25 protein-coding genes are annotated in these 23112 nt (G+C 67.7%); 21 read left to right on the top strand and 4 right to left on the bottom strand.

The genetic code is table 11. The annotated features are described in order from the left end of the window. Positions 1–6: 6 nt before the first annotated feature. Together ACFXKN_RS13745 and ACFXKN_RS13740 are read left to right on the top strand one after the other, a co-directional pair. Positions 7–825, top strand: coding sequence for an alpha/beta fold hydrolase (locus tag ACFXKN_RS13745; RefSeq protein ID WP_378941412.1), 819 nt, complete (start codon positions 7–9; stop codon positions 823–825). A 119-nt stretch (positions 826–944) separates the two neighbouring features. Further along, on the top strand, positions 945–1958 hold the full coding sequence (locus tag ACFXKN_RS13740) for an alpha/beta hydrolase (protein ID WP_379433068.1): 1014 nt from the start codon (positions 945–947) through the stop codon (positions 1956–1958). A gap of 18 nt (positions 1959–1976) precedes the next feature. Here the strand turns inward: ACFXKN_RS13740 and ACFXKN_RS13735 are convergent, their stop codons facing one another. Then, positions 1977–2867, bottom strand: coding sequence for an alpha/beta fold hydrolase (locus tag ACFXKN_RS13735; RefSeq protein WP_378941396.1), 891 nt, complete (start codon positions 2865–2867; stop codon positions 1977–1979). A 611-nt stretch (positions 2868–3478) separates the two neighbouring features. Between ACFXKN_RS13735 and ACFXKN_RS13730 the strand changes: the two genes are divergently transcribed. The 3 genes from ACFXKN_RS13730 (at position 3479) to ACFXKN_RS13720 (ending at position 6445) form a co-directional block, all read left to right on the top strand. Continuing rightward, entirely contained in the window at positions 3479–4456 is a 978-nt protein-coding gene (locus ACFXKN_RS13730; protein ID WP_378943175.1) for an alpha/beta hydrolase, read from the top strand. A gap of 139 nt (positions 4457–4595) precedes the next feature. Next, on the top strand, positions 4596–5954 hold the full coding sequence (mshA, locus tag ACFXKN_RS13725) for a D-inositol-3-phosphate glycosyltransferase (protein WP_378943170.1): 1359 nt from the start codon (positions 4596–4598) through the stop codon (positions 5952–5954). Then, complete coding sequence (locus tag ACFXKN_RS13720) at positions 5951–6445, top strand: YbjN domain-containing protein (RefSeq protein WP_378941389.1); 495 nt, start codon at positions 5951–5953, stop codon at positions 6443–6445. Before mshA ends, ACFXKN_RS13720 begins: the two co-directional genes overlap by 4 nt. A 49-nt stretch (positions 6446–6494) precedes the next feature. Here ACFXKN_RS13720 and ACFXKN_RS13715 read toward each other — a convergent pair whose 3' ends face one another. After that, positions 6495–7670, bottom strand: a complete 1176-nt coding sequence (locus ACFXKN_RS13715; protein ID WP_378941384.1) for a lipase family protein — start codon at positions 7668–7670, stop codon at positions 6495–6497. Positions 7671–7847: 177 nt separating this feature from the next. Here ACFXKN_RS13715 and ACFXKN_RS13710 point away from each other — a divergent pair, with 177 nt between their 5' ends. The 7 genes from ACFXKN_RS13710 (at position 7848) to ACFXKN_RS13680 (ending at position 12712) form a co-directional block, all read left to right on the top strand. Then, positions 7848–8729 (top strand): ROK family protein, encoded by an 882-nt coding sequence (locus ACFXKN_RS13710; RefSeq protein WP_378941375.1) that lies wholly within the window; start codon positions 7848–7850, stop codon positions 8727–8729. Positions 8730–8911: 182 nt separating this feature from the next. After that, entirely contained in the window at positions 8912–9088 is a 177-nt protein-coding gene (locus ACFXKN_RS13705; protein ID WP_170112119.1) for a hypothetical protein, read from the top strand. A 27-nt stretch (positions 9089–9115) separates the two neighbouring features. Beyond that, positions 9116–9853, top strand: coding sequence for a phosphoglyceromutase (locus ACFXKN_RS13700; RefSeq protein WP_378941359.1), 738 nt, complete (start codon positions 9116–9118; stop codon positions 9851–9853). Positions 9854–9987: 134 nt separating this feature from the next. Then, positions 9988–10335 carry a DoxX family protein gene (locus tag ACFXKN_RS13695; RefSeq protein WP_378941350.1) on the top strand — a complete coding sequence of 116 codons (348 nt, stop codon included), beginning with the start codon at positions 9988–9990 and terminating at the stop codon, positions 10333–10335. 121 nt (positions 10336–10456) lie between these two features. Beyond that, positions 10457–10543: a winged helix-turn-helix transcriptional regulator gene (locus ACFXKN_RS13690; RefSeq protein WP_378943165.1), complete on the top strand. Its 87-nt coding sequence runs from the start codon at positions 10457–10459 to the stop codon at positions 10541–10543. A 244-nt stretch (positions 10544–10787) separates the two neighbouring features. Next, positions 10788–12026 carry a sensor histidine kinase gene (locus ACFXKN_RS13685; protein WP_378941346.1) on the top strand — a complete coding sequence of 413 codons (1239 nt, stop codon included), beginning with the start codon at positions 10788–10790 and terminating at the stop codon, positions 12024–12026. Beyond that, entirely contained in the window at positions 12023–12712 is a 690-nt protein-coding gene (locus ACFXKN_RS13680) for a response regulator transcription factor (protein ID WP_056814516.1), read from the top strand. Before ACFXKN_RS13685 ends, ACFXKN_RS13680 begins: the two co-directional genes overlap by 4 nt. A 68-nt stretch (positions 12713–12780) precedes the next feature. On the opposite strand, the gene ACFXKN_RS13675 is transcribed toward ACFXKN_RS13680, so the two are convergent. Further along, positions 12781–13110, bottom strand: coding sequence for a hypothetical protein (locus ACFXKN_RS13675; RefSeq protein ID WP_378941341.1), 330 nt, complete (start codon positions 13108–13110; stop codon positions 12781–12783). A 70-nt stretch (positions 13111–13180) separates the two neighbouring features. Beyond that, on the bottom strand, positions 13181–14059 hold the full coding sequence (locus ACFXKN_RS13670) for a hypothetical protein (RefSeq protein WP_378941336.1): 879 nt from the start codon (positions 14057–14059) through the stop codon (positions 13181–13183). Positions 14060–14124: 65 nt separating this feature from the next. Here ACFXKN_RS13670 and ACFXKN_RS13665 point away from each other — a divergent pair, with 65 nt between their 5' ends. From ACFXKN_RS13665 to ACFXKN_RS13625, 9 genes are all read left to right on the top strand, one after another. Beyond that, entirely contained in the window at positions 14125–15111 is a 987-nt protein-coding gene (locus ACFXKN_RS13665) for a hypothetical protein (protein WP_378941331.1), read from the top strand. Further along, positions 15108–17162, top strand: a complete 2055-nt coding sequence (locus ACFXKN_RS13660) for a hypothetical protein (RefSeq protein ID WP_379433067.1) — start codon at positions 15108–15110, stop codon at positions 17160–17162. The genes ACFXKN_RS13665 and ACFXKN_RS13660 overlap by 4 nt, the downstream gene beginning before the upstream one ends. Before the next feature lie 16 nt (positions 17163–17178). Further along, the gene (locus tag ACFXKN_RS13655; protein ID WP_378941325.1) at positions 17179–18063 is read left to right on the top strand and encodes a sugar phosphate isomerase/epimerase family protein; all 885 of its coding nucleotides are present in this window, start codon (positions 17179–17181) and stop codon (positions 18061–18063) included. 100 nt (positions 18064–18163) lie between these two features. Next, entirely contained in the window at positions 18164–19030 is an 867-nt protein-coding gene (locus ACFXKN_RS13650; RefSeq protein WP_378941321.1) for a thioesterase family protein, read from the top strand. 28 nt (positions 19031–19058) lie between these two features. Then, the gene (gene proC, locus ACFXKN_RS13645) at positions 19059–19877 is read left to right on the top strand and encodes a pyrroline-5-carboxylate reductase (RefSeq protein WP_378941313.1); all 819 of its coding nucleotides are present in this window, start codon (positions 19059–19061) and stop codon (positions 19875–19877) included. 144 nt (positions 19878–20021) lie between these two features. After that, positions 20022–20303 carry a helix-turn-helix domain-containing protein gene (locus ACFXKN_RS13640; RefSeq protein ID WP_378941302.1) on the top strand — a complete coding sequence of 94 codons (282 nt, stop codon included), beginning with the start codon at positions 20022–20024 and terminating at the stop codon, positions 20301–20303. Between the two features lie 290 nt (positions 20304–20593). Next, a complete protein-coding gene (locus tag ACFXKN_RS13635; RefSeq protein WP_003402602.1) occupies positions 20594–20695 on the top strand; it encodes a 30S ribosomal protein bS22 in 102 nt (33 codons plus the stop codon). Between the two features lie 236 nt (positions 20696–20931). Further along, positions 20932–21966 carry an NAD-dependent epimerase/dehydratase family protein gene (locus tag ACFXKN_RS13630; RefSeq protein WP_378941290.1) on the top strand — a complete coding sequence of 345 codons (1035 nt, stop codon included), beginning with the start codon at positions 20932–20934 and terminating at the stop codon, positions 21964–21966. Continuing rightward, the gene (locus ACFXKN_RS13625; RefSeq protein WP_378941286.1) at positions 21963–22979 is read left to right on the top strand and encodes a lysophospholipid acyltransferase family protein; all 1017 of its coding nucleotides are present in this window, start codon (positions 21963–21965) and stop codon (positions 22977–22979) included. Before ACFXKN_RS13630 ends, ACFXKN_RS13625 begins: the two co-directional genes overlap by 4 nt. Positions 22980–23112 lie beyond the last annotated feature (133 nt).

Raw genomic sequence — 23112 nt, 5'->3', positions numbered from 1 at the left:
GTCGGTATGGCTATTCGCGATGCTGTCAGTGCCGATGGAACGAGGATCGTCTACCGGGTGAGCGGTTCCGGTAGGCCGCTGGTGCTCCTGCACGGGTGGGCCGGGAATCTGCGGTGCTGGGGTGCGGCCGCGGATGATCTGGCGCAGCGGTATCGGGTGATCGCGGTCGACCTGCGCGGGCACGGGTACTCCGACGATCCCGGCGCCGGTTATGACGACCCCAAGGCGTGGGCGGGCGATGTGGCCGCGGTGCTGGCCGCCGAGGGTGTCGACGCCGGGGCGGTGCTGCTCGGGTGGTCCTATGGCGGGATCGTCGCCACCGACTACCTCGCCACCTACGGCACCTCGGCGGTCGCGGGCGTCGTCTACTGCGGTGCGCCCGCGCATATCGGCCGCGATGTGCCCGGTGCGGCGCCCGGGCCCGCGATGGAGAAAGCGATTCCGGGCGTGTTCGACGAGGCTGCCGGGCGGGCGGTGCGCGCGTTCGCGGTGTTCGGCAATGCCAATACCGGGCCCGGTGAGGACAAGGGTGTCGATGCGCAGCGGCTGTTCGGCGGCAGTCTGGCGACCCCGCCCTCGGTACGCAAGGCGCTGTTCTACCGCACGATCGACAACACCGAAACCCTTCGTGCCCTGGATGTTCCGGTTCTCGTGCTGCACGGCACCGATGACCCGGTGGTCCCGGCGGCCAATGGTCAGTACATCCTCGACAATGCCCCTGACGCCCGCGGTTCGTTCTGGGAAGGCGCTCAGCACGGCCTGTTCATCGAGGACCGGCCGCGCTTCCTTGCCGAGGTCAGCGCGTTTATCGACGCGTTGGAGTGAGTTCGACGCACCCTCGTTTGCTCTGAATCGGTAATGTTTCAGAAACATGTCCGGGTCAGGTGAGTGCGACCTACTCTGAGTCGACGGCCTTGTCCTGCGGCCGGGCATGGAGGTGGCGCATGAGCGTCTTGACGCGATGTGTGCTGGTTCTCGTGGCGGGCTTGGCGTGCGCCACCCCGGTTGCCGGAGCGAGCCCGGCCTCCGACGCCGCGCGGCTCATTTCCGTCGCGCCCGGTCCCGGCCGGGTCGTCGAGCTGGTGGTGCACTCGGCCGCCATGGCGAAATCGGTGACCGTCGCGGTGCTGCCCGCGCCCGACCGCTCGGCGAACGCGCCAGTTCTGTACCTGCTCAACGGCGTCGATGGTGGCGCGGGCCCCACCGGTGACTGGCGCGACGGCGGCAACTGGCTCACCCGCACCGATGCCGACCCCTTCTTCGCCGGCAAGCAGGTCACCGTCGTGATGCCGATCGGCGGCGCGGGCAGCTACTACGCCGACTGGCGGGCCGACGACCCCGTCCTCGGCCGCCAGCGCTGGACCACCTTCCTCACCCGCGAGCTACCCCGCGTCATCGACGCCGAATTCCACGGCAGCGGCGCCAATGCCATTGCGGGCGTGTCGATGGCGGGCACCGCGGCCTTTCAACTGGCGCTCGCGGCACCCCAGCTCTACAAAGCTGTCGGTTCCTACAGTGGCTGCGTCTCCACCAGCGGTCCGCAGGGCCACGCCATCGTCAACACCGTCGTCTCCGGCCAGAACGGTGACCCGGTGAACATGTGGGGACAACCCAGCGACCCGCTCTGGGCCGCCAACGACCCCTTTCTGCACGCGGAACGCCTGCGCGGCCTGGTCATTTACGTTTCCTCCGGCACCGGACTGCCCGGCTCGCTCGACACTGTGAACGGGCCTGGGCTGCACGGTGATTCGATGAAACTGCTGGACCAGCTGATCATCGGCGGCGCCCTTGACGCGGTTACCGCCCTGTGTACCCAGCAACTCGGCACCCGCTTGCGCGACCTGGATATTCCCGCCACGGTCGACCTGCGCCCCAACGGAACTCACTCCTGGGGCTACTGGAACGACGACCTGCATCGCTCCTGGCCGCCCTTCGCCCGAGCTCTCGGCGTGGGCTGACAGCCTGGTCGGAACGGGTCAGCGGACGGTCGAGTCCAAGAACCCGGTGAGCGGGGGCAGCAGCAGATCGGCCCGGTACACAACGTCGTAATGAGTAGTGCCAGGGGCGATCTCGAGCCGAGCTTGCCCCGCTTTGTCGGCATTGATCAAAGAGACCATCTCGACGGCGTGCTCCCGGGACAGCGCATCGGATTCGGCCGCGAGGACCAGCGTCGGCGCCTGGATCCGGGCCAGCTGCCCGGTCCAGTCGTAGTCCTGGGTCAGTAGCTGCCGGGTCTTGGTGACCAGCCCGGTCCAGCCTGCCGGGTCGGGTGCGGCGCTGGTGTAGAGCGGATACATCGGGCTCTCGCGCAGGGCGTCGGGGTTCATGGCGGCCATGCCCGCACGGGTCTCGGGCAGCCAGCCGTTGAAGCGGAACGGGGCGGACGAGATGACCAGCTGGTCGACCAGATCCGGTGTGCGGGTAGCGAGTTGCAACGCCACCCCACCGCCGAGGGAGTAGCCGAGGACATCGGTTCGGCCGAGCCTCAGGTGGGTGATCAACGCCGCGACATCGTCGGCCATGGCCTCGTAGGTCATCGCGCGGTCTCTATCGGGGGTGTGGCCGTGCGCCTGGAGTTCGACGGCGATCACCTGACGAGTCTTGGACAGCTCGGGAATCAGTGCGCCGAAGGTGGATTCGGCACCCGACAGGCCGCCGTGCAACAGGATCAGCGGCTGTCCGGTGCCGTGGATCTCGTAGTAGGTCTTGCCGCCGTTGACCTCGGCGTAGCGGCCTTTGCCGTCGGCGGAGGCCTGATCGGCCGCGGCCGACCTGACCTCCGACGTAGCAGCGCCGGAGGTTGTCTCGTTGTTTCCGCATCCGCTGACCAGTAGGGCGGACATGGCCACAGCTGTCAACGCGATCACGGACCGGGAGCGAGTGTACATTCTGGGGTTCTCCGATGCTCGAAGTGCTTGGGGGACAAGCGAGTTGGTAGCGCAGGTCGGTCACGTCGCCGCGTTCGGCATGCTCACTGGGGAAGACGGTGGCTCGCGCCGGGATTCATCGCCGCGCCGACTGTGACGCGCGTCTCCTCGTGCTTGCTGCCTCAGGTCTTGGGCAGGCGGTCGCGCTGGGAGGCCCCGTGTCGGACGCTCGTCTATGGCTTCGTGCCGATTGTGGCGATTCCCTTTGTGAAAAAATTCGCAGGCGGGTTGCGTCATTGTTCGCAATTCGGCGCGTCGACAGTGGGGTCCAATTGGTCTACATGTGCCGACGGAGTATGCCGGTTGTTCGCGTTGGCATGGCTCGACTCGTTGGTGTATTTGCCCAGGTAGGAGCCATGGCGTGATTGGTATGCGGCGCTGATGTGATTGTGCTGTGATTGCTCCGGAGAACTACTTGGGCCGCGCGTACAGAATTCGGGAAATCTTCTGGGAATCGTCACATACTTCCGCTGAATTCGTGTGTAGCGTTCTGGAATGTCGTTGGATCGTATGTGGAGAAGAGGATTCGGCGTCGAGAACGGAGTTCGATGATGTTTGGTCGGGCAGTGGGCGCACGGGTTGCGGTGGCCGTGCTGGGCTTGTTGGCCGGTGTCGTGGTCGGGGTGCCCGCGGGTGCCGAGCCGGGCGCGGCGCGGATCGAGGATCAGCGGGTCGAGCCCGATCGCACCATCGACGTGGGCGTGTACTCACCGGCGATGGACATCGTCACCCGGGTGCGGGTGTTGCGGGCCGCGGATCCGAACGAGCCGGCGCCGACGCTGTATCTGCTCAACGGGGTCGGCGGGGGTAGCGACGGTAACTGGCTGGATCGCACCGACGTGGTCGAGTTCTTCAAGGGCAAACAGGTCAATGTGGTGATCCCGTTCGGCGGGGCCGGAAGCTATTTCGCGGACTGGCGGACCGACGACCCGGTGCTCGGCAAGCAGCGGTGGACCACCTTCCTCACCAAAGAGCTACCGCCCGTGATCGACGAGGAGTTCGACGGCACCGGCGCCAACGCCATCGCGGGCCTGTCGATGGCCGGGACCTCGGTGTTCCAGCTCGCGTTGTCGGAACCGGGGCTGTACCGGGCGATCGGTTCCTACAGCGGGTGCGTGCGCACGAGTGATCCACGCGGACAAGCGATTGTGCGGACCGTGGTGGGCAGCAGGCTCGGCAACGCGGCCAATATGTGGGGCCCGCCCACCGATCCCGCGTGGTCGGCCAACGACCCCTACCTGCACGCGGAAGCGCTGCGCGGCACCGACGTCTACATCTCCTCCGGGACCGGCATTCCCGGCCCGCACGACAACATCGGCGCCCGGATGGACCCGATGCAGTTGCTGTTCGGCGCCGGGCTCGAGGCCGTCACGAATCTGTGCACCCGGCAGCTGCGCGACCGACTGCAGTCGCTCGGCATCCCCGCGACGGTGGACCTGCGTCCCAACGGCACCCATTCGTGGGGCTACTGGGAGCAGGACATGCACAAATCGTGGCCCGTGTTCGAGGCAGCGCTGCACCGAGAGTGACGGCCGAAATCCGCTCGCGCTCCGGCGCCGGATCGGGCAGGCTCGACCGCGACGAGTACGTGAACTCACACGCGTTTGCGCTGTGACAGCCGTCACCGAACCCGGTAGGGGCAACGGTGGCGGCGTCGCGGCGTGCACACTGGAGGGTGTGAGCCAGCGTCGTCCCGATCTTTTGCCCCATCGCATCGCGGTGTTATCGGTGCATACCTCACCGCTGGCGCAGCCCGGCACCGGTGACGCGGGCGGGATGAACGTCTACGTGCTGCACACCGCGCTCGAGCTGGCCAAACGGGGCACCGAGGTGGAGATCTTCACCCGCGCGACCTCGTCGGAGCTGCCGCCGGTCGCCGAGGCCGGACCCGGCGTGATCGTGCGCCACGTGGTTGCCGGGCCGTTCGAGGGACTCGACAAGCAGGAGCTGCCCACCCAGCTGTGTCCGTTCACCGCCGAGGTGCTGCGGCAGGAAGCGCGGCACCTGCCCGGCCACTACGACCTCGTGCACTCGCACTACTGGCTCTCCGGCCAGGTCGGCTGGCTCGCGCGCGACCGCTGGCGGGTGCCACTGGTGCACACCGCGCACACCCTCGCCGCGGTGAAGAACGCCGCGCTCGCCGAGGGTGACACCCCCGAACCCGAGACCAGGGTGATCGGCGAGAAGCAGGTGATCGCCGAGTCCGACCGGCTCGTCGCCAACACCGGTGACGAAGCCCGTCAGCTCGTCGACCTCTACGGCGCCTCGCCCGACCGCATCGACGTGGTGCCGCCCGGTGCCGACCTGACCCGCTACCGGCCCGGCGACAAGCTCGCCGCGCGCACCGAACTCGGTCTGCGCGCCGACGAGCAGATCGTCGCGTTCATCGGCCGGATCCAGCCGCTCAAGGCCCCCGATGTGCTCGTCCGGGCCGCGGCCGAGCTCCTGAGCCGCGATCCGAGCCGCAAGCTGCGCGTGCTGATCGTGGGCGGACCGTCCGGTACCGGACTGGCCAGGCCCGACGCGCTGATCGAACTGGCCGCCGACCTCGGCATCGCCGAGCGGGTCACGTTCCTGCCGCCGCAGCCCGCCGACAAACTCGTGCAGGTGTACCGCGCGGCCGATGTGGTGGCCGTGCCCAGCTACAACGAATCCTTCGGCCTGGTCGCCATCGAGGCGCAGGCCAGCGGCACTCCGGTGCTTGCCGCCGACGTCGGCGGTCTCGGCACCGCGGTCCGTAACCACGAATCCGGCCTGCTGGTGCCGGGGCATCGCACACCCGACTGGGCCGACGCGCTGGCCGCCCTGCTCGACGACCCCGACCGGCTGACCCGCATGGGCACCACCGCCGTCGAGCACGCGAGCCGGTTCTCCTGGGCGCACACCGCCGACGGCCTGCTCGACAGCTACGCTGCCGCGATGGCCGGATTCCGCGCCGAACGCGGTCCGATCGCCCTGCACGCGGGCGAGACCAGGCAGGCCAGATCGCGGGCGCTGATGCGGCGCCGGACGGGAGTGCGCAGGTGAGCGCCGTTTCACAGGTTATCGACGACACACTGCGCGATCGCGAGATCGAATACACCCGCCACGGTGACGACACGTTCATCGTGGTGCTGCCGGGTGAGCGCAAGCTGAAGACCTCGGTGATGCTGACCGTGGGCAAGCACGGGGTTCGCATCGAGTCGTTCGTGTGCCGCAAGCCCGACGAGAACTTCGAAGGCGTCTACAAATACCTGCTGCGCCGCAACCGCCGCCTCTACGGGGTGGCCTACACCCTCGACAATGTCGGCGACATCTACCTGGTCGGCCGCATGTCCACCGAGTCGGTCACCGCCGACGAACTCGACCGGATCTTCGGCCAGACCCTCGAAGCGGTCGACGCCGACTTCAACATCCTGCTCGAGCTCGGGTTCGCCGAATCCATTCGCAAGGAATGGAAGTGGCGGGTCTCGCGCGGTGAGTCGCTGCAGAACCTGCGCGCCTTCGAGCACATCATCGACGACGCCGACAAGGTCTGAGAACAACGATGCCGGGCAGGAGAGTTCCTGCCCGGCATCATTTTTCAGCTCAGCAGTTGGTCGGTACCGGTTCGTTGCGGAAGCGGGCCTCGACGTAGTTCCAGGCATCGGGGAAGCCCGCCACGGCGGCGGTCATGTGCTCGGAGATCTCGACCGTGTTCAGCTGCACCGGCGCACCCTGACCGCACCAGCGGGCGATGGTCTCGGCGACCGGCGCGTACGGGGTGAGGATGTCGTACTTGCCCTGCCAGATATAGGTGGGTGCGGTCGGCGCGCCCTGGAAGTGCACGAGGCTGTTCTCGCGCAGGACGCCACGGGCGACCTCGCTGTTCATCAGTTCCTTGGACGCCGCCATCTGTTCGGCGTTGCGGGTGATGCCGTGGAACAGCAGGAAGCGACGGCAGGCGTCCTTGGTGAATTCACGGAACCACAGGCCGTTTTCATTGAGCTGATCCGACACCGGCACCTTGTTGGGGTACTCGCGCTCGATGCCCATCGCGGCGGCGAAGGCAAGGCCGAAACCGGGGTGCGGCGCGAAGCCGAGTGCGTCGGCCATCAATTCGAGGTCAGCGGGGATACCGCCGGACACCACGGCCGCGAGCTTCAGCTCCGGTGCGTAGGTGGGCTGCAGCGCGCCTGCCCATGCGGTGGCCATGCCGCCGCCGGAGTAGCCGGCGATCGCGACCGGCGAGTTGCCGACACCGAGCTCGGCGACCTTCTGCACGGCACGCACGCTGTCGAGGGTGACCATGCCGCTGAGCTTGGCCGCACCGTAGGCCACCGTCGGGCCAAGGTAATCGGGCACCGAGATCGCCCAGCCACGCGCCAACGGCAGCATGGCGCCGGGCGCGTCCTGCAGCTCGCCGTTGAACAGCGACTGCGAGGGGTTGCAGCGGGTGCCGATGGAGTTGATCAGCGCCTGGTAGGACACCAGCGGCGGATTCTTCACGCCGATCGGCAGCAGCACCGTGGTGACGCCCATGATCGCGTTGCCGGTCGAGTTGGTGGAGCGGAACGCGACCTGGTGGCCTTCGGTGCCCGGGTACATCCAGGTGTCGATGTGGCGGGTTCGCACGACGTCGCCGGGTGCCAGCGCGGCGATGTCAGCCGGTGCGTGGAAGAACGGATCCGGATCAGGCGTCGGATACAGCGGGTTCGCGCCCGCGGGTGCGGCGAACAAGCCCACCGATAGCAGACTCAACACCAGTACAGCGATTTTCGACACAGCTTTCCTTCATCAACAGTAGTGCTGCCCAACGAGAACGACCCGACCCGTGTCGAAGTATCTAACGAAAGCCTGTGATTTGTACCGATCGGTAGTCAAAGTGTCGCGTGCCACATGCTGTGATGATTCACAGCAGGGGGACCGGGTGTAGCCCGGCGCGGCAGGTAGGGAGTGGTGATGGCGGTACTTGCGCTCGATATCGGGGCGACGAAATTCGCCGCGGGACTTGTGGACCCGCACTACGGGTTGCACGCGGTGCGCCGGGCGGCCGCGGCTTCGGACGATCCATGGGCGGTGTGCCGGGGCCTGCTGGTCGCTGTGGCAAGTGACAACGAGGTGAGTGCGGTCGGGATCGGATCGGCGGGTCCGGTCGATGTGCCCGCGGGGGTGATCAGGCCGTTGAATCTGGCGGCGTGGCGTGACGGGTTCGCGATCGTCGAACAGGTGCGGGCACTGTTCCCGGCCGCGGTGGTGCGGTTGGCGATCGACGGTGCGTGTCTGGCGCTGGCCGAGCATCGGGTCGGCGGGCTGCGTGGGGTGGACAACGGGCTGGCCATGACGGTGTCGTCGGGGGTCGGTGGGGGGATCGTCGCCGATGGGCGAGTTGTGATGGGGCGCACGGGAAATGCCGGTCACATCGGGCACATCGTGGTGCCCGGTGACGACACCGCGTGTCCCTGTGGGGGAGTCGGGTGCGTGGAGGCGGTAGCGAGCGGGATGTCGTCGGTGCGGTGGGCGCGTGCGCGTGGCTGGGTGGGCGAGAGCGGGGTGGAGCTCGCCGAGGCCGCGCACCGTGGCGACCCGATCGCGCTCGCCGCCATGGCTCGTGCGGGAACCGCCTTGGGGCAGGCGATCTCGTCGGCCGCCGCGCTGCTGGATGTGGATCGGGTGGTGATCAGCGGTGGGTTCGCGCATTCGGGGGAGCCGCTGTGGGGGCCGTTGCGCGCGGCCGTCGCCAGGCATGCGCGGCTCGAGTTCGTCCGGGATCTTGCGGTGGAACCGTCGACGCTGAGCGAGGGCGCCACGCTGGTCGGGGCGGCGGTGCTCGCGGCTGAATAGATTTGCGGCTGGCGCCGCGGGTTGCGGGCCCCTGGTCCCACTTCTTCCCTCCCTCCGGGCACTCCTTCGTCGCACCCTCCACTCAGTCCAGAAGCGGGACGGCCCGCAACCAGAGCGGAGACTTCAAGGGTCCTCGGGCGCGTTCAGGGAAGGTTGCGGTGGGCGGGCGTAGCCTCGATGAGGTGGCTGCCGACTACGTGCCGGGCGATGTCGTCCATATTCCGGAGGGTCCGTTCCAAGGAGTGTGCGCCGTAGTGCGCGAAGTCGACTCGGTGGCGTCGCGATTACAGGTCGACGCGCTGGTCAAAGGCGGGCCGTACGAGATCGTCATCGGCTTCGACGAGGTGGAGTGGGCCTGACATCGGCGAAATGTCAGAATGGCCCCTATGACCTACACCCTCGTGCTGCTGCGCCACGGCGAGAGCGAATGGAACGCCCTCAACCTGTTCACCGGCTGGGTGGACGTGCAACTCACCGACAAGGGCATCGCCGAGGGTAAACGGGCCGGAGAGCTGCTCAAAGAGGCGGGCATCCTGCCCGATATCGTCTACACCTCGCTGCTGCGCCGCGCGATCAGCACCGCCGACAACGCCCTCGGCACCGCCGACCGGCACTGGATCCCGGTCGTGCGCGACTGGCGCCTCAACGAGCGCCACTACGGCGACCTGCAGGGCAAGAACAAGGAGCAGGTCCGCGAGCAGTACGGCCAGGAGCAGTTCATGCTGTGGCGTCGCAGCTACGACACCCCGCCGCCGCCGATCCAGCCCGAGAACCCGTACAGCCAGGAAGGCGACCCGCGCTACGCGGGCATCGAGGTCCCCGAGACCGAGTGCCTGCTCGATGTCGTCAAGCGGATGGTCCCGTACTGGGAAGACACCATCTCCAAGGAACTGCTCACCGGCAAGACCGTCCTGGTCGCTGCGCACGGCAACTCGCTGCGCGCGCTGGTCAAGCACCTCGACGGGATCTCCGACTCCGACATCTCCAGCCTGAACATCCCCACCGGCATTCCGCTGGTCTACGAGCTGGACGAGAACCTGCGTCCGGTGAAGGCCGCTGAATACCTGGACCCGGCTGCCGCTGCCGCCGGTGCCGCCGCGGTCGCCAGCCAGGGCGGCAAGTAACTGATTTCCCACGGCCCCACACCGTCCGACGGTGTGGGGCCGCTGTGCTGTCCGGGTGATGTCACACTCGCGGCGGCTGTGTCGTCACCTCGGTAGATACCGCGAAACGCGCGGCTGCCGAAGGAGTTACGCACATGTTCACCGCCTACGTCATCGTCACTGTCGTCGCCGCACTGTGGGTGGGCTTCTCGGCGTTCTCGCTGCTGCGCCGCGCGCCGTTCGTGGTGGAGCCGCTGGTGGAATACGGCGTCCCGCAGAACTGGTGGACGCCGCTGGGGATCGCCAAGGCCCTCGGGTCGGTGGGACTGCTGGTGGGATTGTTCGTGCCGGTGCTCGGGGTGATCGCCGCGATCGGGCTGATTCTGTACTTCGCCGGTGCGGTGCTGACGGTGCTGCGGGCGCGGTCGTACAAGACGGTGGCGTTCCCGGTGCTGTACCTGGTGCCGGTCGCGGTGGCGCTGGGACTCGGGATCGCGGCGTAGTCGGTTTCCCTGGCGCTGCCGCAAGAGCGGCAGCGCCATTCGGTGCTGGTGTACCTGCTCCCGCGATGGTCCGCTACGTCACAGCGAACTTCTCGCGGGTGCGGGCGGGATCAGCCAGAAGATGCTGACGCAGACGCTGCGGCGGATGGCGCGGATGGCGCTCGTACGCAGGCGCCGGTACCCCGAATCGCCGCCGCGAGTCGAATAGGAACTCACCGAAGCGGGCCGCGATCTGCTCGTTCCGATTTATGCGCTCGGCGCATGGGTCCACCGGCACGGACCCGCGGTGACCATCGCGATGTACGGCGAACCGCCGGACTGACACGCCCGGCGGAGGTTCAGGTGCCTGCCGGGTGAACGGCAAAAGAACGCCATACCAAGTGCCTGTGACCTGCGCGAAACTTCGTCGACCCGCCGACGTTATGTCCGCCCGCACTCGTACGATCAATCTTGTGAGTGTTCCGCAGGCAGTGCTGTTGGCAGTCCTCGCGGCTGTCGTCGGGCTGGCAGTCGGGGGCCTGCTGATCCCGTTCGTCAATGCCAGGCAGGCCGCCCGTACCCAGGAAGACACCGGGCTGACCATGTCGCAGGTGCTCGACCTGATCGTGCTCGCGTCCGAGTCCGGCATCGCCGTGGTCGACGAATACCGCGATGTGGTGCTCGTGAATCCGCGCGCCGAGGAACTCGGCCTGGTCCGCAACCGGTTGCTCGACGAACGCGCGTGGGCGGCCGTGGAGAAGGTCCTCGCGACCGGCGAATCCACCGAATACGACCTCACCGCCAAGAACCCGCTACCCGGTCGCGGCCGGATCGCTGTGCGTGGCGTGGCCCGCAAACTGTCCCGCGAGGAAACCAGCTTCGTCGTGCTGTTCGCCGACGACGATTCCGAGCAGGCCCGCATGGAAGCGACGCGGCGCGATTTCGTCGCCAATGTCAGCCATGAGCTCAAGACCCCCGTCGGCGCGATGAGCCTGCTGGCCGAGGCCATGCTGGAATCGGCCGACGATCCCGAGGCCGTGCGCCACTTCGGCTCGCGCGTGCTGGGCGAATCGCGGCGCCTCGGCAAGATGGTGACCGAGCTGATCGCGCTGTCGCGCTTGCAGGGCGCCGAGAAACTGCCCGATCTGGCCGTGGTCGACGTCGACACGGTGGTGCAGCAGGCGGTCGACCGCTCGCGCACCGCCGCCGAGGCCGCGGGCATCACCGTCAGCACCGACCGGCCCAGTGGGCTGGAAGTGCTCGGCGACGAAACGTTGCTGGTTACCGCGCTGTCGAATCTGGTGGAGAATGCGATCGCGTATTCACCACAGGGTTCGCATGTGTCGGTGAGCCGGTCGCTGCGCGGCGATCATGTCGCGATGGCGGTCACCGATCGTGGCATCGGGATCGCCAAGGAAGACCAGGAACGGGTGTTCGAGCGGTTCTTCCGCTCCGACAAGGCCCGCTCCCGATCGACCGGCGGCACCGGGCTCGGCCTGGCCATCGTGAAACACGTGGCGGCCAATCACAACGGTGAAATCACCCTGTGGAGCAAACTGGGCACCGGCTCGACGTTCACGCTGCGCATCCCCGCCCATCTGGAAACCGATGGGGACGAGGACGCGGAACAGACGCCGGAGCCCACCACGAGAGAAACCACCGTCCCGCGCACTCTCGCGGGACGAACGAACGGTGTGGAGGCACGCAGATGACGAGTGTGTTGATCGTCGAAGACGAGGATTCGCTGGCCGAGCCGCTGGCGTTCCTGCTTCGCAAGGAAGGCTTCGACGTCACCGTCGTCGGCGACGGCCCGTCCGCGCTGGCCGAATTCGACCGCTCGGGCGCCGATATCGTGCTACTCGACCTGATGCTGCCCGGCATGAGCGGCACCGACGTGTGCAAGCAGCTGCGCACGCGCAGCGGTGTGCCGGTGATCATGGTGACCGCGCGCGACAGCGAGATCGACAAGGTCGTGGGGCTGGAACTGGGCGCCGACGACTACGTCACCAAGCCGTACTCGGCCCGCGAGCTGATCGCGCGGATCCGGGCCGTGCTGCGCCGCGGCGCCGGTGACGAGCTGGACTCCGGCAGCGAGAACGGCGTGCTGGAGGCCGGCCCGGTGCGGATGGATGTGGACCGCCACACCGTGCACGTCAACGGCGGGCAGGTCACCCTGCCGCTCAAGGAGTTCGACCTGCTCGAGTACCTGCTGCGCAACTCCGGCCGCGTACTCACCCGTGGACAGCTGATCGACCGGGTGTGGGGCGCCGACTACGTAGGCGACACCAAAACCCTCGACGTCCACGTCAAGCGCCTGCGCTCGAAGATCGAAGCCGACCCAGCCAAGCCGGAACACCTGGTCACCGTTCGAGGCCTCGGCTACAAGCTCGAAGCCTGATTACCTCTCCCAACGAAAGGGTCCCGTCGGAATTCCGACGGGACCCTTTCGTTCATGGGCGGGGGTCCTTAAATTGCGCTCCAGGCGGTGCCCAGGGGGGTTTCGATCTTCTTGAGGGAGACCCAGCCGTAGGCGTCTTCCTGCATGCAGTCGTAGATCGGCACGTCGGTGCCGGTGCCGCGGCAGGCGATGGTGGAGGAGGTGCCCATCGTGGAGACGATGATGTACTTGCCGTTCTTGGCCGCGTCGATCGCCGCGGGGTCGGTGTAGGTCACGAATTCGGCCGTGAAGTCCGCGTACTTCGCCGGATCGCCGTTCGGTTCGGCATTGGCCAGGCCGGTCATGGAGAGGGTCGCGCCGATCGCGAGGGTCGCGGCGTAGATCGCTTTCTTGGACATGAGCAGCTATCCAACCCGAGTTCGGTGACGGATGCACGACCTACAGATGAACCGAAAGGTTACGAGGCTTTCACTCCGGGTGATTCGGACTGTGAGATTCGGGGTTCATCCGCTCGGCTTCGACCGTCGCCGGATGCACCGCGACCAGGCCGAGACCCTCGCGCCGGCGGCAGTGCCGGGCGAGTTCGTCGTAGGCGGGTGCACCGAGCAGCTCACGCAGTTCCGGGCCGTAGGACTGCCAGACCGGCTTCGCGCCCACGTGGGCGTCGGGGGAGCCGGTGCAGTACCAATCCAGATCCAGGCCGCCGGGGCCCCAGCCGCGCCGGTCGTATTCGGTGACCACGGTGCGCAGGATCTGCACGCCATCGGGGCGATCCACCCAATCCTGGGTTCGCCGGATCGGCAGCTGCCAGCACACGTCCGGCTTCACCTCGAGGGGTTCGATGCCCTTGCGCACCGCCATGATGTGCAGCGCGCAACCGGGGCCCGCGGCGAAACCGGGGCGGTTGAGGAAGATGCAGGCACCGTCGAAGCGGCGGGTGCGCAGGGCGGGTTCGTCCTCGAGTTCGTCGAGTTCGAGGTAACCCTTCTTGACGACCTTGCCGTTCTCGGTGGCCTCGCCCATCAGCTGCCAGTCATCGGGTGTGAGCATCTTCACAGCACCGTTGAGGCGCTTGCGATCGTCCTTGTCGGCGAGGAACGCGCCGTGCGAGCAACAGCCGTCGTCGGGGCGTTCGGCGATGATGCCCTGGCAGGCGGGCGTGCCGAACACACACGTCCAGCGCGACAGCAGCCACGTCAGATCGGCGACGATCTGGTGCTCGTCGTTTGCTGGGTCGGTGAACTCGATCCACTCCCGTGGGAAATCGAGCTCGACTTCCGGGGTCGGATCGATCTTTCGCCCAGGTCGGAGCCCGGTCTCCGGGGTGCCAGCTGCGCCTTCGGTCACAACTCTTGACGCTAACAGTTCAGTCGCCTGGCCTGCTGTACCGGATCACCAAGTACCGTATTCGTGTGCGGCTTGGTGTTCTCGATGTCGGAAGCAATACCGTCCACCTGCTCGTGGTGGACGCCCATCGTGGTGGCCACCCGATGCCGATGAGCTCGTCGAAGTCGACGTTGCGCCTGTCGGAGAGCATGGACTCGATGGGCCGGATCACCGAGGAGGGCGAGGCGCGACTGATCGCGACCATCCTCGAATTCGCTGATCTGGCACGCAATTCCAGGTGCGTCGAGCTGATGCCGTTTGCCACCTCAGCGCTGCGTGAGGCGACCAATTCCGAGGAAGTGCTCGTTCGCGTCCGGTCCATGACCGGGGTCGATCTACAGGTGCTCACCGGCGAGGACGAGGCCCGTCTGACGTTCCTCGCGGTGCGCCGCTGGTTCGGCTGGAGCGCGGGGCGGATCATGAATCTCGATATCGGCGGCGGCTCGCTGGAGCTGTCCAACGGCGGCGACGAGGAGCCCGATGTGGCGCTGTCGCTGCAACTCGGTGCGGGCAGGCTCACCAGGGAGTGGCTGCGCGACGACCCGCCGGGCAAGCGCAAGATCGCGGTCCTGCGCGACTGGCTCGACGCCGAGCTGGTTGTCCCGTCCAAGACCCTCATCGAGCCCGGAAAACCCGACCTGGCTGTCGGCACCTCGAAGACATTCCGTTCACTGGCCCGGCTGACCGGCGCGGCACCCTCGGCCGCGGGCCCACGGGTGCGACGTACACTCACCAGCTCCGGTCTGCGCCAGCTGATCGCGTTCATCTCCCGGATGACCGCCTCCGACCGCGCGGAACTGGAAGGCGTGAGTTCGGACCGGTCCCAGCAATTGGTGGCCGGAGCATTGGTCGCGGAGGCGAGTATGCGGGCGTTATCGCTCGACAGCATCGAAATCTGCCCATGGGCGCTGCGCGAAGGCCTTATTTTGCGCAAACTGGACTCCGAGCCCAACGGAGGTGGACCGGCCGCGGTACCGCCGGTCACGCCCGTCGCGGAAGTGGAGTCGGCATGAGCAGTGAGGATTCGAAGCAGCTATCGGTCGCCGAGCTGCTTGCTCGCAATGCCGCGCAGGGGGCCGCACCCGCTGCCTCCGGCGGCGGCGGACGACGGCGACGCAGTGGGCGCGGGGTCTCGGTCAACGATCTGACCGGTGAGAACGCGGCGGTGAAGCCGAACTCGCATGCCGCGCCCGCCCCGCCCGCGCCGGAGCCATCGCCCGCCTATCTGCCCGCGCCGACCTACGAGCCGGAGCCGGCGCCGAGTTACGAACCGCCCGCGAGTTACCAGCCCGCGCCCTACCCGCCGCCCGGTCCGGCTGAACCGGCGTTCTCGCCGATGTCGGGCCCGATCACCCGATTCGACCCCGACGCGGGGTACTCCGCGCCCGATCCACTCGGTCAGCGACCGGCCGCCGATCCGTTCGGGCCGTTCCGGGCCGAGGCCCGCGATACCAGCTCCCGTGCGGGACGCGGTCCGGGTCGGCTCGGTGTGCCGGGCGGCCCCGCGCAGCCGGTCGATCCCGGTATCGCCGAGATGTTCGGCTCCGGTGCGCTGCCCGCGGTCGGTGGCGGCAGACGACATCGGCCGGAAGAGCCCGATGTCGCCCCGTATCCAGAGCCGCCGAAGCCGCCGCCGGTCACCGGTGGACGGGCCGCACGCAGGCGGGCCGCCGAAGCGGCGGAAGAGGCCATCGAGGCCAGCCCGGCACCGGGCCGTGCGTCGTTCGACGCGCCGCTGTACGAGGCGGGCATCGACGCCCCGCAGGCATTCATGGGTCGTCCGGGGCAGTCTCGCGGATTGGCCGATCTCCCCGATATCGGCCCGGGTTTCGACAGCCGCTCCGGATCGGGCTTCGACGAGCGCCAGGGCGCCTTCGACAGCCGACCCGCGCCGGGTTTCAACGGCCGACCGGGCGAGTCGTTCGATGGCAGGCCCGCGCCGGGCGCCAACGGGCGGCCGGGACCCGAGCCCGCGCGAGGTTTCAACGGGTCGGGCCGTACCGGGCTCCCCGAGTCGACGCCCGGTTTCAACGGGCAGCCACCGGCACCGGGGTTCAACGGGTATCCGCCGAATGCCGATGCCACGCAGGCCTACAACCTGGCGCCGGGTGCCGATGCCCCACCGGCACGCGGCGCGGATCAGCGCCCGTCGCTGGATCGCAGGCGGGGGGAGCCGAAGTCCGGTGGATTGCCGTCGTGGTCGGCGCGCAGGCATCGCCCGGACAAGACCGCGCCCGCACCGGAGAGCGGTGGTTTCCCGACGGCCGCGTGGTCGCCGGTCAGCCAGGAGCAGCCGCTGGTGTCCGGGCAGTCGGTGGCAGGCGATCTGCTGCGGCAGCGGGCCGATCGTGGCCCCGACGCCGACGCGCACACCGAGATTGTCTATCGCGTCGGCGCGGACCAGGCCGATGACGAGGACACCGACGACTACGCCGAGTCCGATTACGTCGACCGCGACTACGCCGACAACGACTACTCCGACGCCGACTACGCCGAATCCGATTACGACGACGACGCGGCTTTCGACGATGACGACGACTACGACGACGACTACGAACCGAAGCCGACCAGGGCGAGCAGGCGCGCCGCGACCAAAGCGGCCGCGACGAAGATGGCCGACCGGGCCAAGTCGAAGATGGCCGACCGGGCCAAGTCGAAGATGGCAGGCCGAGGCAAGGCGAAGACAACGGGCCGCGCCGAGTCGCGGGCCGAGAGCCGGCTGTCGGGCAATCGCGCGGGCGGGTCGGTAGCGAGCCGCGCCGCACGTGTTTCGAGCATGGCGCGCGGCGGCGGCGAAAACGACAACCGCCGCCAGTGGATGATCCTGGGCGCGCAGAGTGCGGGTGCGGCGGTCGCGGGCATGTTGCTGTTCAAGGGCTTCGAGACGATGTGGGAAACGCTGCCGTGGGTGGCGCTGGCCCTGGCGATGGTGGTGATCCTCGGTCTGGTGGCCCTGGTTCGCATCCTGCGCCGCACCGACGACATCTTCAGCACTGTGATCGCCGTCGTCGTAGGCGTCTTCGTGACGCTGGGACCGCTAGCCTTTCTCCTCAGTACCAGCTGAATACAGGGAGTGGGCTGTGGGGAACGCACGGGCGGACATCGCGATCGGGCTTTCGACGGCCTCGGTGTATCCGGAGAACACGCAGGCGGCGTTCCGTTATGCCGCCGAATTGGGTTACGACGGTGTGGAATTGATGGTCTGGGCCGAACCGGCCAGCCAGGACATCGCGACCGTGCAGTCCTACGCGAAGCGCTACGGCGTTCCGGTGCTGGCCGTGCACGCACCGTGTCTGCTGATCTCCCAACGAGTGTGGGGTGCCGACCCGGTGGCCAAGCTGGAACGCAGCGTGCGCACCGCGGAAGCGCTCGGCGCCGACACCGTGGTGGTACACCCGCCGTTTCGCTGGCAACGCCGCTATGCCAGGGGATTCGCCGATCAGGTCGGTGAGCTCGAGACGCATCACCCGGTCAAGGTGGCCGTGGAGAACATGTTCCCGATGCGGGCCGACACCCTGTTCCGCGACGGTGCCGTGCGCAGGCTGGAACGTCGCTCGGGCCCCGGACGCGCGGTGAGCGCGTTCAGCCCCTCCTACGATCCCACCGATATCGGCTTCGACCACTACACCCTCGACCTCTCGCACACCGCGACCGCCGGCGCCGACGCGCTCGAGCTGGCGCGGCGGATGGGCGAGGGCCTGGTCCACCTGCACCTGGCCGACGGGCGCGGCGCCGCGCACGACGAGCACCTGGTGCCCGGCGACGGCACCCAGCCGTGCGCGCAACTGTGTGAACACCTGATCCACACCGGTTTCCGCGGCCACGCGGTCGCCGAGATCAACACCCAGAACGCGCGAACCACCGCCGAACGCTCGGCGCAACTGGCGCGCACCCTCGAATTCGCGCGCCGTCACCTCACCGGCGCGACCCCCGATCCGAAGCCGCACCACGCCGACCTGCCATGACCGGCACGGCCCCCGAGGGGCCCGCTCGAGCGCGCCAGCGCTCCAAAAAAACCACCTTGTACGCTGTACGAATTGCTGTGCCCCTCGACCAGGAGTGACGATGACGCGAGAACTCGCGACCGACGCGCCGTTCAGCCAGGTTCTCGACCTGACCGAGCTCACCACCACCGATGCCGGGACCGGCCGCTACGCCGGCGTCATCGCGCCCACCTGGACCATCGGTCCCAAGGTGCACGGCGGCACCATGGTCGCGGCCACCGCCGCGGCGGCGACCCGCTGGCTCACCGAGGCCGACGAAGCACTCGCCCAGATGGCGCCCATCGCGGCCAGCACCGACTTCCTCGGCGCCCCCGACCCCGGCGAGGTCGAATACGCGGTGCACATCCGCAAGAAGGGCCGCCAGATCTGCCTGGCCGATGTCGACCTGATCCAGAACGGGCGCACCCTCGTCCGGACCGCGTTCACCTTCGGCCACCTCGACTCCGCGGAAACCCGGTGGACCGGCCCCGACACGGACATGGCCGCGGAACCGAGCGCCGAGGCCATCGGCTACACCGCCGATTCGCCGATGGGCAAGATCGTGCACGTCAGCCAGGGCGCGCACTTGCTGATCGACCCCAGCTGGGGTGAATTCCTGCGCGGCGAGACCGGCCCGCCCCGGTTACGGCTGTGGATCCGCCCGTTCGACGGCGACGAATCCGATCCGCGGGCGCGCGCCGCCTTCGCGATGATGGCCGCCGACATCAGCCCGCCCGTCCCGATGAACCTCGGCCACTTCGGCTGGTCGCCGACGGTCCAGATGACCACCTACCTGCGCCGTATCCCCGCGCCCGGTTGGCTGCGCGTCGTCGCGACCGCCCGTGAGGTCGGTGAGCGGATGTTCGACGAGGACCACCTGGTGATCGACTCCACCGGTGCCGTCGTCGCCCAGAGTCGCCAGCTGGCCCTGATCCCGGCTGCACGCTGAGGCCACCGGGCCAACTAACCTTGTCCGCATGACGAGAATTGCGGTGGTCGGTGGCGGTCGGATCGGTGAGGCGCTGGTGGCCGGATTGTTGGAATCCGGTCGGGCGACAAAGGATCTGGTCATCGTTGAGCCGCTCGCCCCGCGTGCCGCGCAGCTGGCCGAGCGTTTCAAGGTGCGGGTGAGCGGATCCGTCAGCGACGCGGTGGTCGGTGCCGACATCGTGGTCATCGCGGTCAAGCCCGGTGTGGTCGACTCGGTGCTCACCGATCTGTCCAAGGCCGACCTGGACAGCGGTAGCGACCAGGTACTCGTCTCGCTGGCCGCGGGTGTTTCCACCGCGCGGCTCGAGTCGAAGCTACCCGCGGGATTCGCTGTCGTACGCGTCATGTCGAACACTCCGATGCTGGTCGGGCAGGGTATGTGCGTGCAATCGCCCGGCCGCTACGCCAAGGCCGAGCAGCTGGAGCAGGTCGGTGAGATGCTCGAAGCCGTCGGCAAGGTGGTGACGGTGTCCGAATCGCAGATGGACGCGGTCACCGCGGTGTCGGGTTCGGGGCCCGCGTATTTCTTCCTCGTCGTCGAGGCGATGACCGATGCCGCTGTCGGTCTCGGCCTCCCTCGGGAGGTAGCGGGGGAACTGGTCGTGCAGACGATGATCGGATCGGCGGCCATGCTCGACGAAACCGGCCAGAGCCCGGCCGATCTGCGGGCCGCGGTCACCTCACCCGGCGGCACCACCGCCGCGGCACTGCGCGAACTCGAGCGTGGTGCGCTGCGCTCGACATTCACCGAAGCCCTGCACGCGGCGAAGCGGCGCTCTGCCGAACAGGGTGCAACGAACGAGTGACAAACGGGTACTCGGTTTGAAAACCGATTTCTCACACCCGTCGCAGTAATCCCACTGGTCCCGCTAAGCTCGTAGAAGCACGTGCGTGTCTGTTCCGCTGGTGGGGAAGCCGGCGGCGCGGGCGTGCCGGAGGTCAATGGTGCCATGATGTCTGCGAACAGAATGTCAAGTAATCCATCGGCGTCGGGCGGTGGTTCGGGTTCGCCCGCCCCGCGGGTCGGCGCCACCCCGCAAACGGTGATCGGCGGTGGCACGCAGTTTCTCACCGTCGCCGAGGTCGCCGAACTCATGCGGGTGTCGAAAATGACGGTGTACCGGCTCGTGCACTCGGGTGAACTGCCCGCGGTGCGTGTCGGACGCTCGTTTCGAGTGCACGCGAAGGCGGTGCACGACTACCTGGAGACGTCGTACTTCGACGCCGGATGAGCTGAGTGGTTTCGGCCCGTCCCTGGCGATGGACTGACCGGAGGGTGCGACGAAGGAGTGCCCGTAGGGAGGGAAGAGTCAGGGTTCAGGGCCGAAACCCGCGGCGCCAGCCGCCAGAGGTACTGCGGTTTCGTTGCTGCTCGGGTGCCCCGGTAGCATGGACAACTGGTTCGTGTCCGCCTGCCGGTGGCACCGTTCGTGGTGTCCGGTTGCCCCGGCGGCGCGGACGCCAAACGACGCACGTGAACACCGCGTGTGTATGCCGAGTAGAGAGAACGCGAGGAAACCCTATGGGTTCTGTGATCAAGAAGCGCCGCAAGCGTATGTCGAAGAAGAAGCACCGCAAGCTGCTTCGCCGCACGCGTGTTCAGCGGCGCAAACTCGGCAAGTAAGCCAGCGTGCCTGCGACGAGCCCGTCACCTTCGAAGGTGGCGGGCTCTCGCTGTGAAAAGCCCGGGTTTGTGAATCTCACTGTGCGAGGACGAATCATCCTCGTTAAATGCTTGTAGATCGTGACAGCGAGTGGCGCGAATGCGGCTACTCTGGTACGCGAAACACGATGAGCAGGGGGCTTTGAGTGGGGTCAGGTACGAGTTCCGATACACGGGAACGACACGCACCGAAAGTTGTGCTGGTGACTGGAGCCAGCCGCTTCTTCGGTGGCAACGTCGCGGCACGGCTAGCTGCCGAACCCGGCGTCGAACGTGTCATCGCGGTGGACACGGTCACCCCCAGCCGTGAGCTTCGCCGAAAAATGGGTAGTGCCGAGTTCGTGCGCGCCGATATCAGGAATCCGCTGATCCGCAAGGTCGTCGAGGGCAACGACGTCGACACTGTCGTGCACGCGGCCGTCCTCACCCGTCCGCCCGCCGGTGGCGGTCGCGCGGTGATGAAGGATCTCAATGTCCTCGGCACGATGCAATTGCTCGCCGTGTGTCAAAAAGCGCCGTCGGTGCGGCGCGTGGTGGTGCGGTCGTCGTCGGCGGTGTACGGCTGCAGCGCCAAGGATCCGGCGAAATTCACCGAGGAAATGGATGCGCGCACTCCGCCGGCGGGGTGGTTCGCGCGCGACATGATCGATATCGAGTCGCTGGTGCGTGGAATGGCGCGGCGCAGGCCCGATATCTCCGCGTCGATTCTGCGTTTCGCGCCGATCGTCGGTCCCCGTCTGGCCGATCGGGGCGTGCAATATCTGCGTTCGCCGATCACCCCGACTGTTCTCGGTCGCGAAGCCCGACTGCAATTGCTGCACGAGGAAGACGCGGTCGCGGTGCTCGTGCACGCGGCGCAGCGTGCGCACGGTGGCACGGTCAATATCGCCGGTGACGGTGCGCTGGCCATGTCGCAGGCGATCCGCCGGGCCGGGCGCATCGTCGCGCCGGTTCCCTTTTTTGTCTTCCGCACAGTCGGTCGCTCGCTGATGGGCCCGATCATGCGCGGATTCAGTGGCGAACAACCCGAATATTTCTACTTCGGCTGCGGGCTCGACACCACCCGTATGCGTACCGAACTCGGTTTCACCCCACGCTGGACCACGGTCCAGGCGTTCGATGACTTCATCGCGGGCGCAGCGTTGCGGCCTGTCTTCGATCCGGCTTGGATCGACGCCGCGGAACACAAACTGCTCGGCCTCATCGGGGCCGGTTCAGGAGCGCATACATGAACGAGGGAGCGAAAGTCATTCGTCTCGACGTGAATGTCGAGGCCCGACAGCGACCGCAGACCCGGCGATGGCCGGATCAGCCGATGCAGGCGATGCCGGTCACCTCCCTCAGCGAGCGTCGGCCGGGAATGCCCGCGCGGCCACCGAAGTCGCTGACCGACATCGTGCGCGACGCCGTCGGCGAGCAGATCGAACGGACCGCGGAATTCGCGCGCCGCAGGCTCACCGGGGACTACCAGGTCGACGAGTTCGGCTACGACCGGCACCTGCTGGAATCGGTCATCCTGCCCGCGCTGCGGCCGCTGTCGGACTACTGGTTCCGCGTCGAGGTCGCCGGCATCGAGAACATTCCCGCCGTCGGTGGCGCGCTGCTGGTCGCCAATCACGCGGGCACCGTGCCGATCGACGGTCTGATGCTGCAGTTGGCCGTGCACGACAAGCACCCGAATCAGCGGGCGCTGCGGCTGCTGGCCGCCGATCTCATCTTCGAGATGCCGCTGCTCGGCGCGCTCGCGCGCAAGGCCGGGCACACACTGGCCTGCCATCCCGACGCCGAGCGGCTGCTGCGCTCCGGACACATCGCGGGGGTGTTCCCGGAAGGGTTCAAGGGCATCGGCAAGAACTACGCCGACCGGTACAAGCTGCAGCGGTTCGGGCGCGGCGGTTTCGTGGCGGCGGCGGTGCGGGCCGGGGTGCCGATCATTCCCGTGTCGATCGTCGGCTCCGAGGAGATCTACCCGAAGCTGGCCGACGTCAAGCCGCTGGCGCGCCTGCTCGGTCTGCCGTATTTCCCGGTGACGCCGCTGTTCCCGCATCTGGGGCTGCTGGGCGCGGTGCCGATGCCGTCGAAGTGGTACATCGAGTTCGGTGAGCCGATCGCGACCACGGCATTCGAGCCGGAGGAGGCCGATGACCCGATGACGATGTTCGAGGTCACCGACCAGGTCCGCGAGACCATCCAGCAGACCCTGTACAAACTGCTGGCCAAGCGCCGAAACGTCGTTATGGGGTAGGACGTTCGGTCGGGGTCGATGTTTCGCTAGTCCCAGGCAGGTTTGACGCTGTGTTTATTGGCGCGCTGGCGCGCGCGTGTCCGCGGCCCTGAGGGCCGCCGGTTAGCGCTCGAGACTAGAGCCTTCGGCTCAG

This window comes from Nocardia sp. NPDC059195, from assembly GCF_042754695.1.
Lineage (GTDB): Bacteria > Actinomycetota > Actinomycetes > Mycobacteriales > Mycobacteriaceae > Nocardia.
Note: the sequence above shows the minus strand (reverse complement) of the source record. Positions and strands in the feature narration are given on the sequence as shown.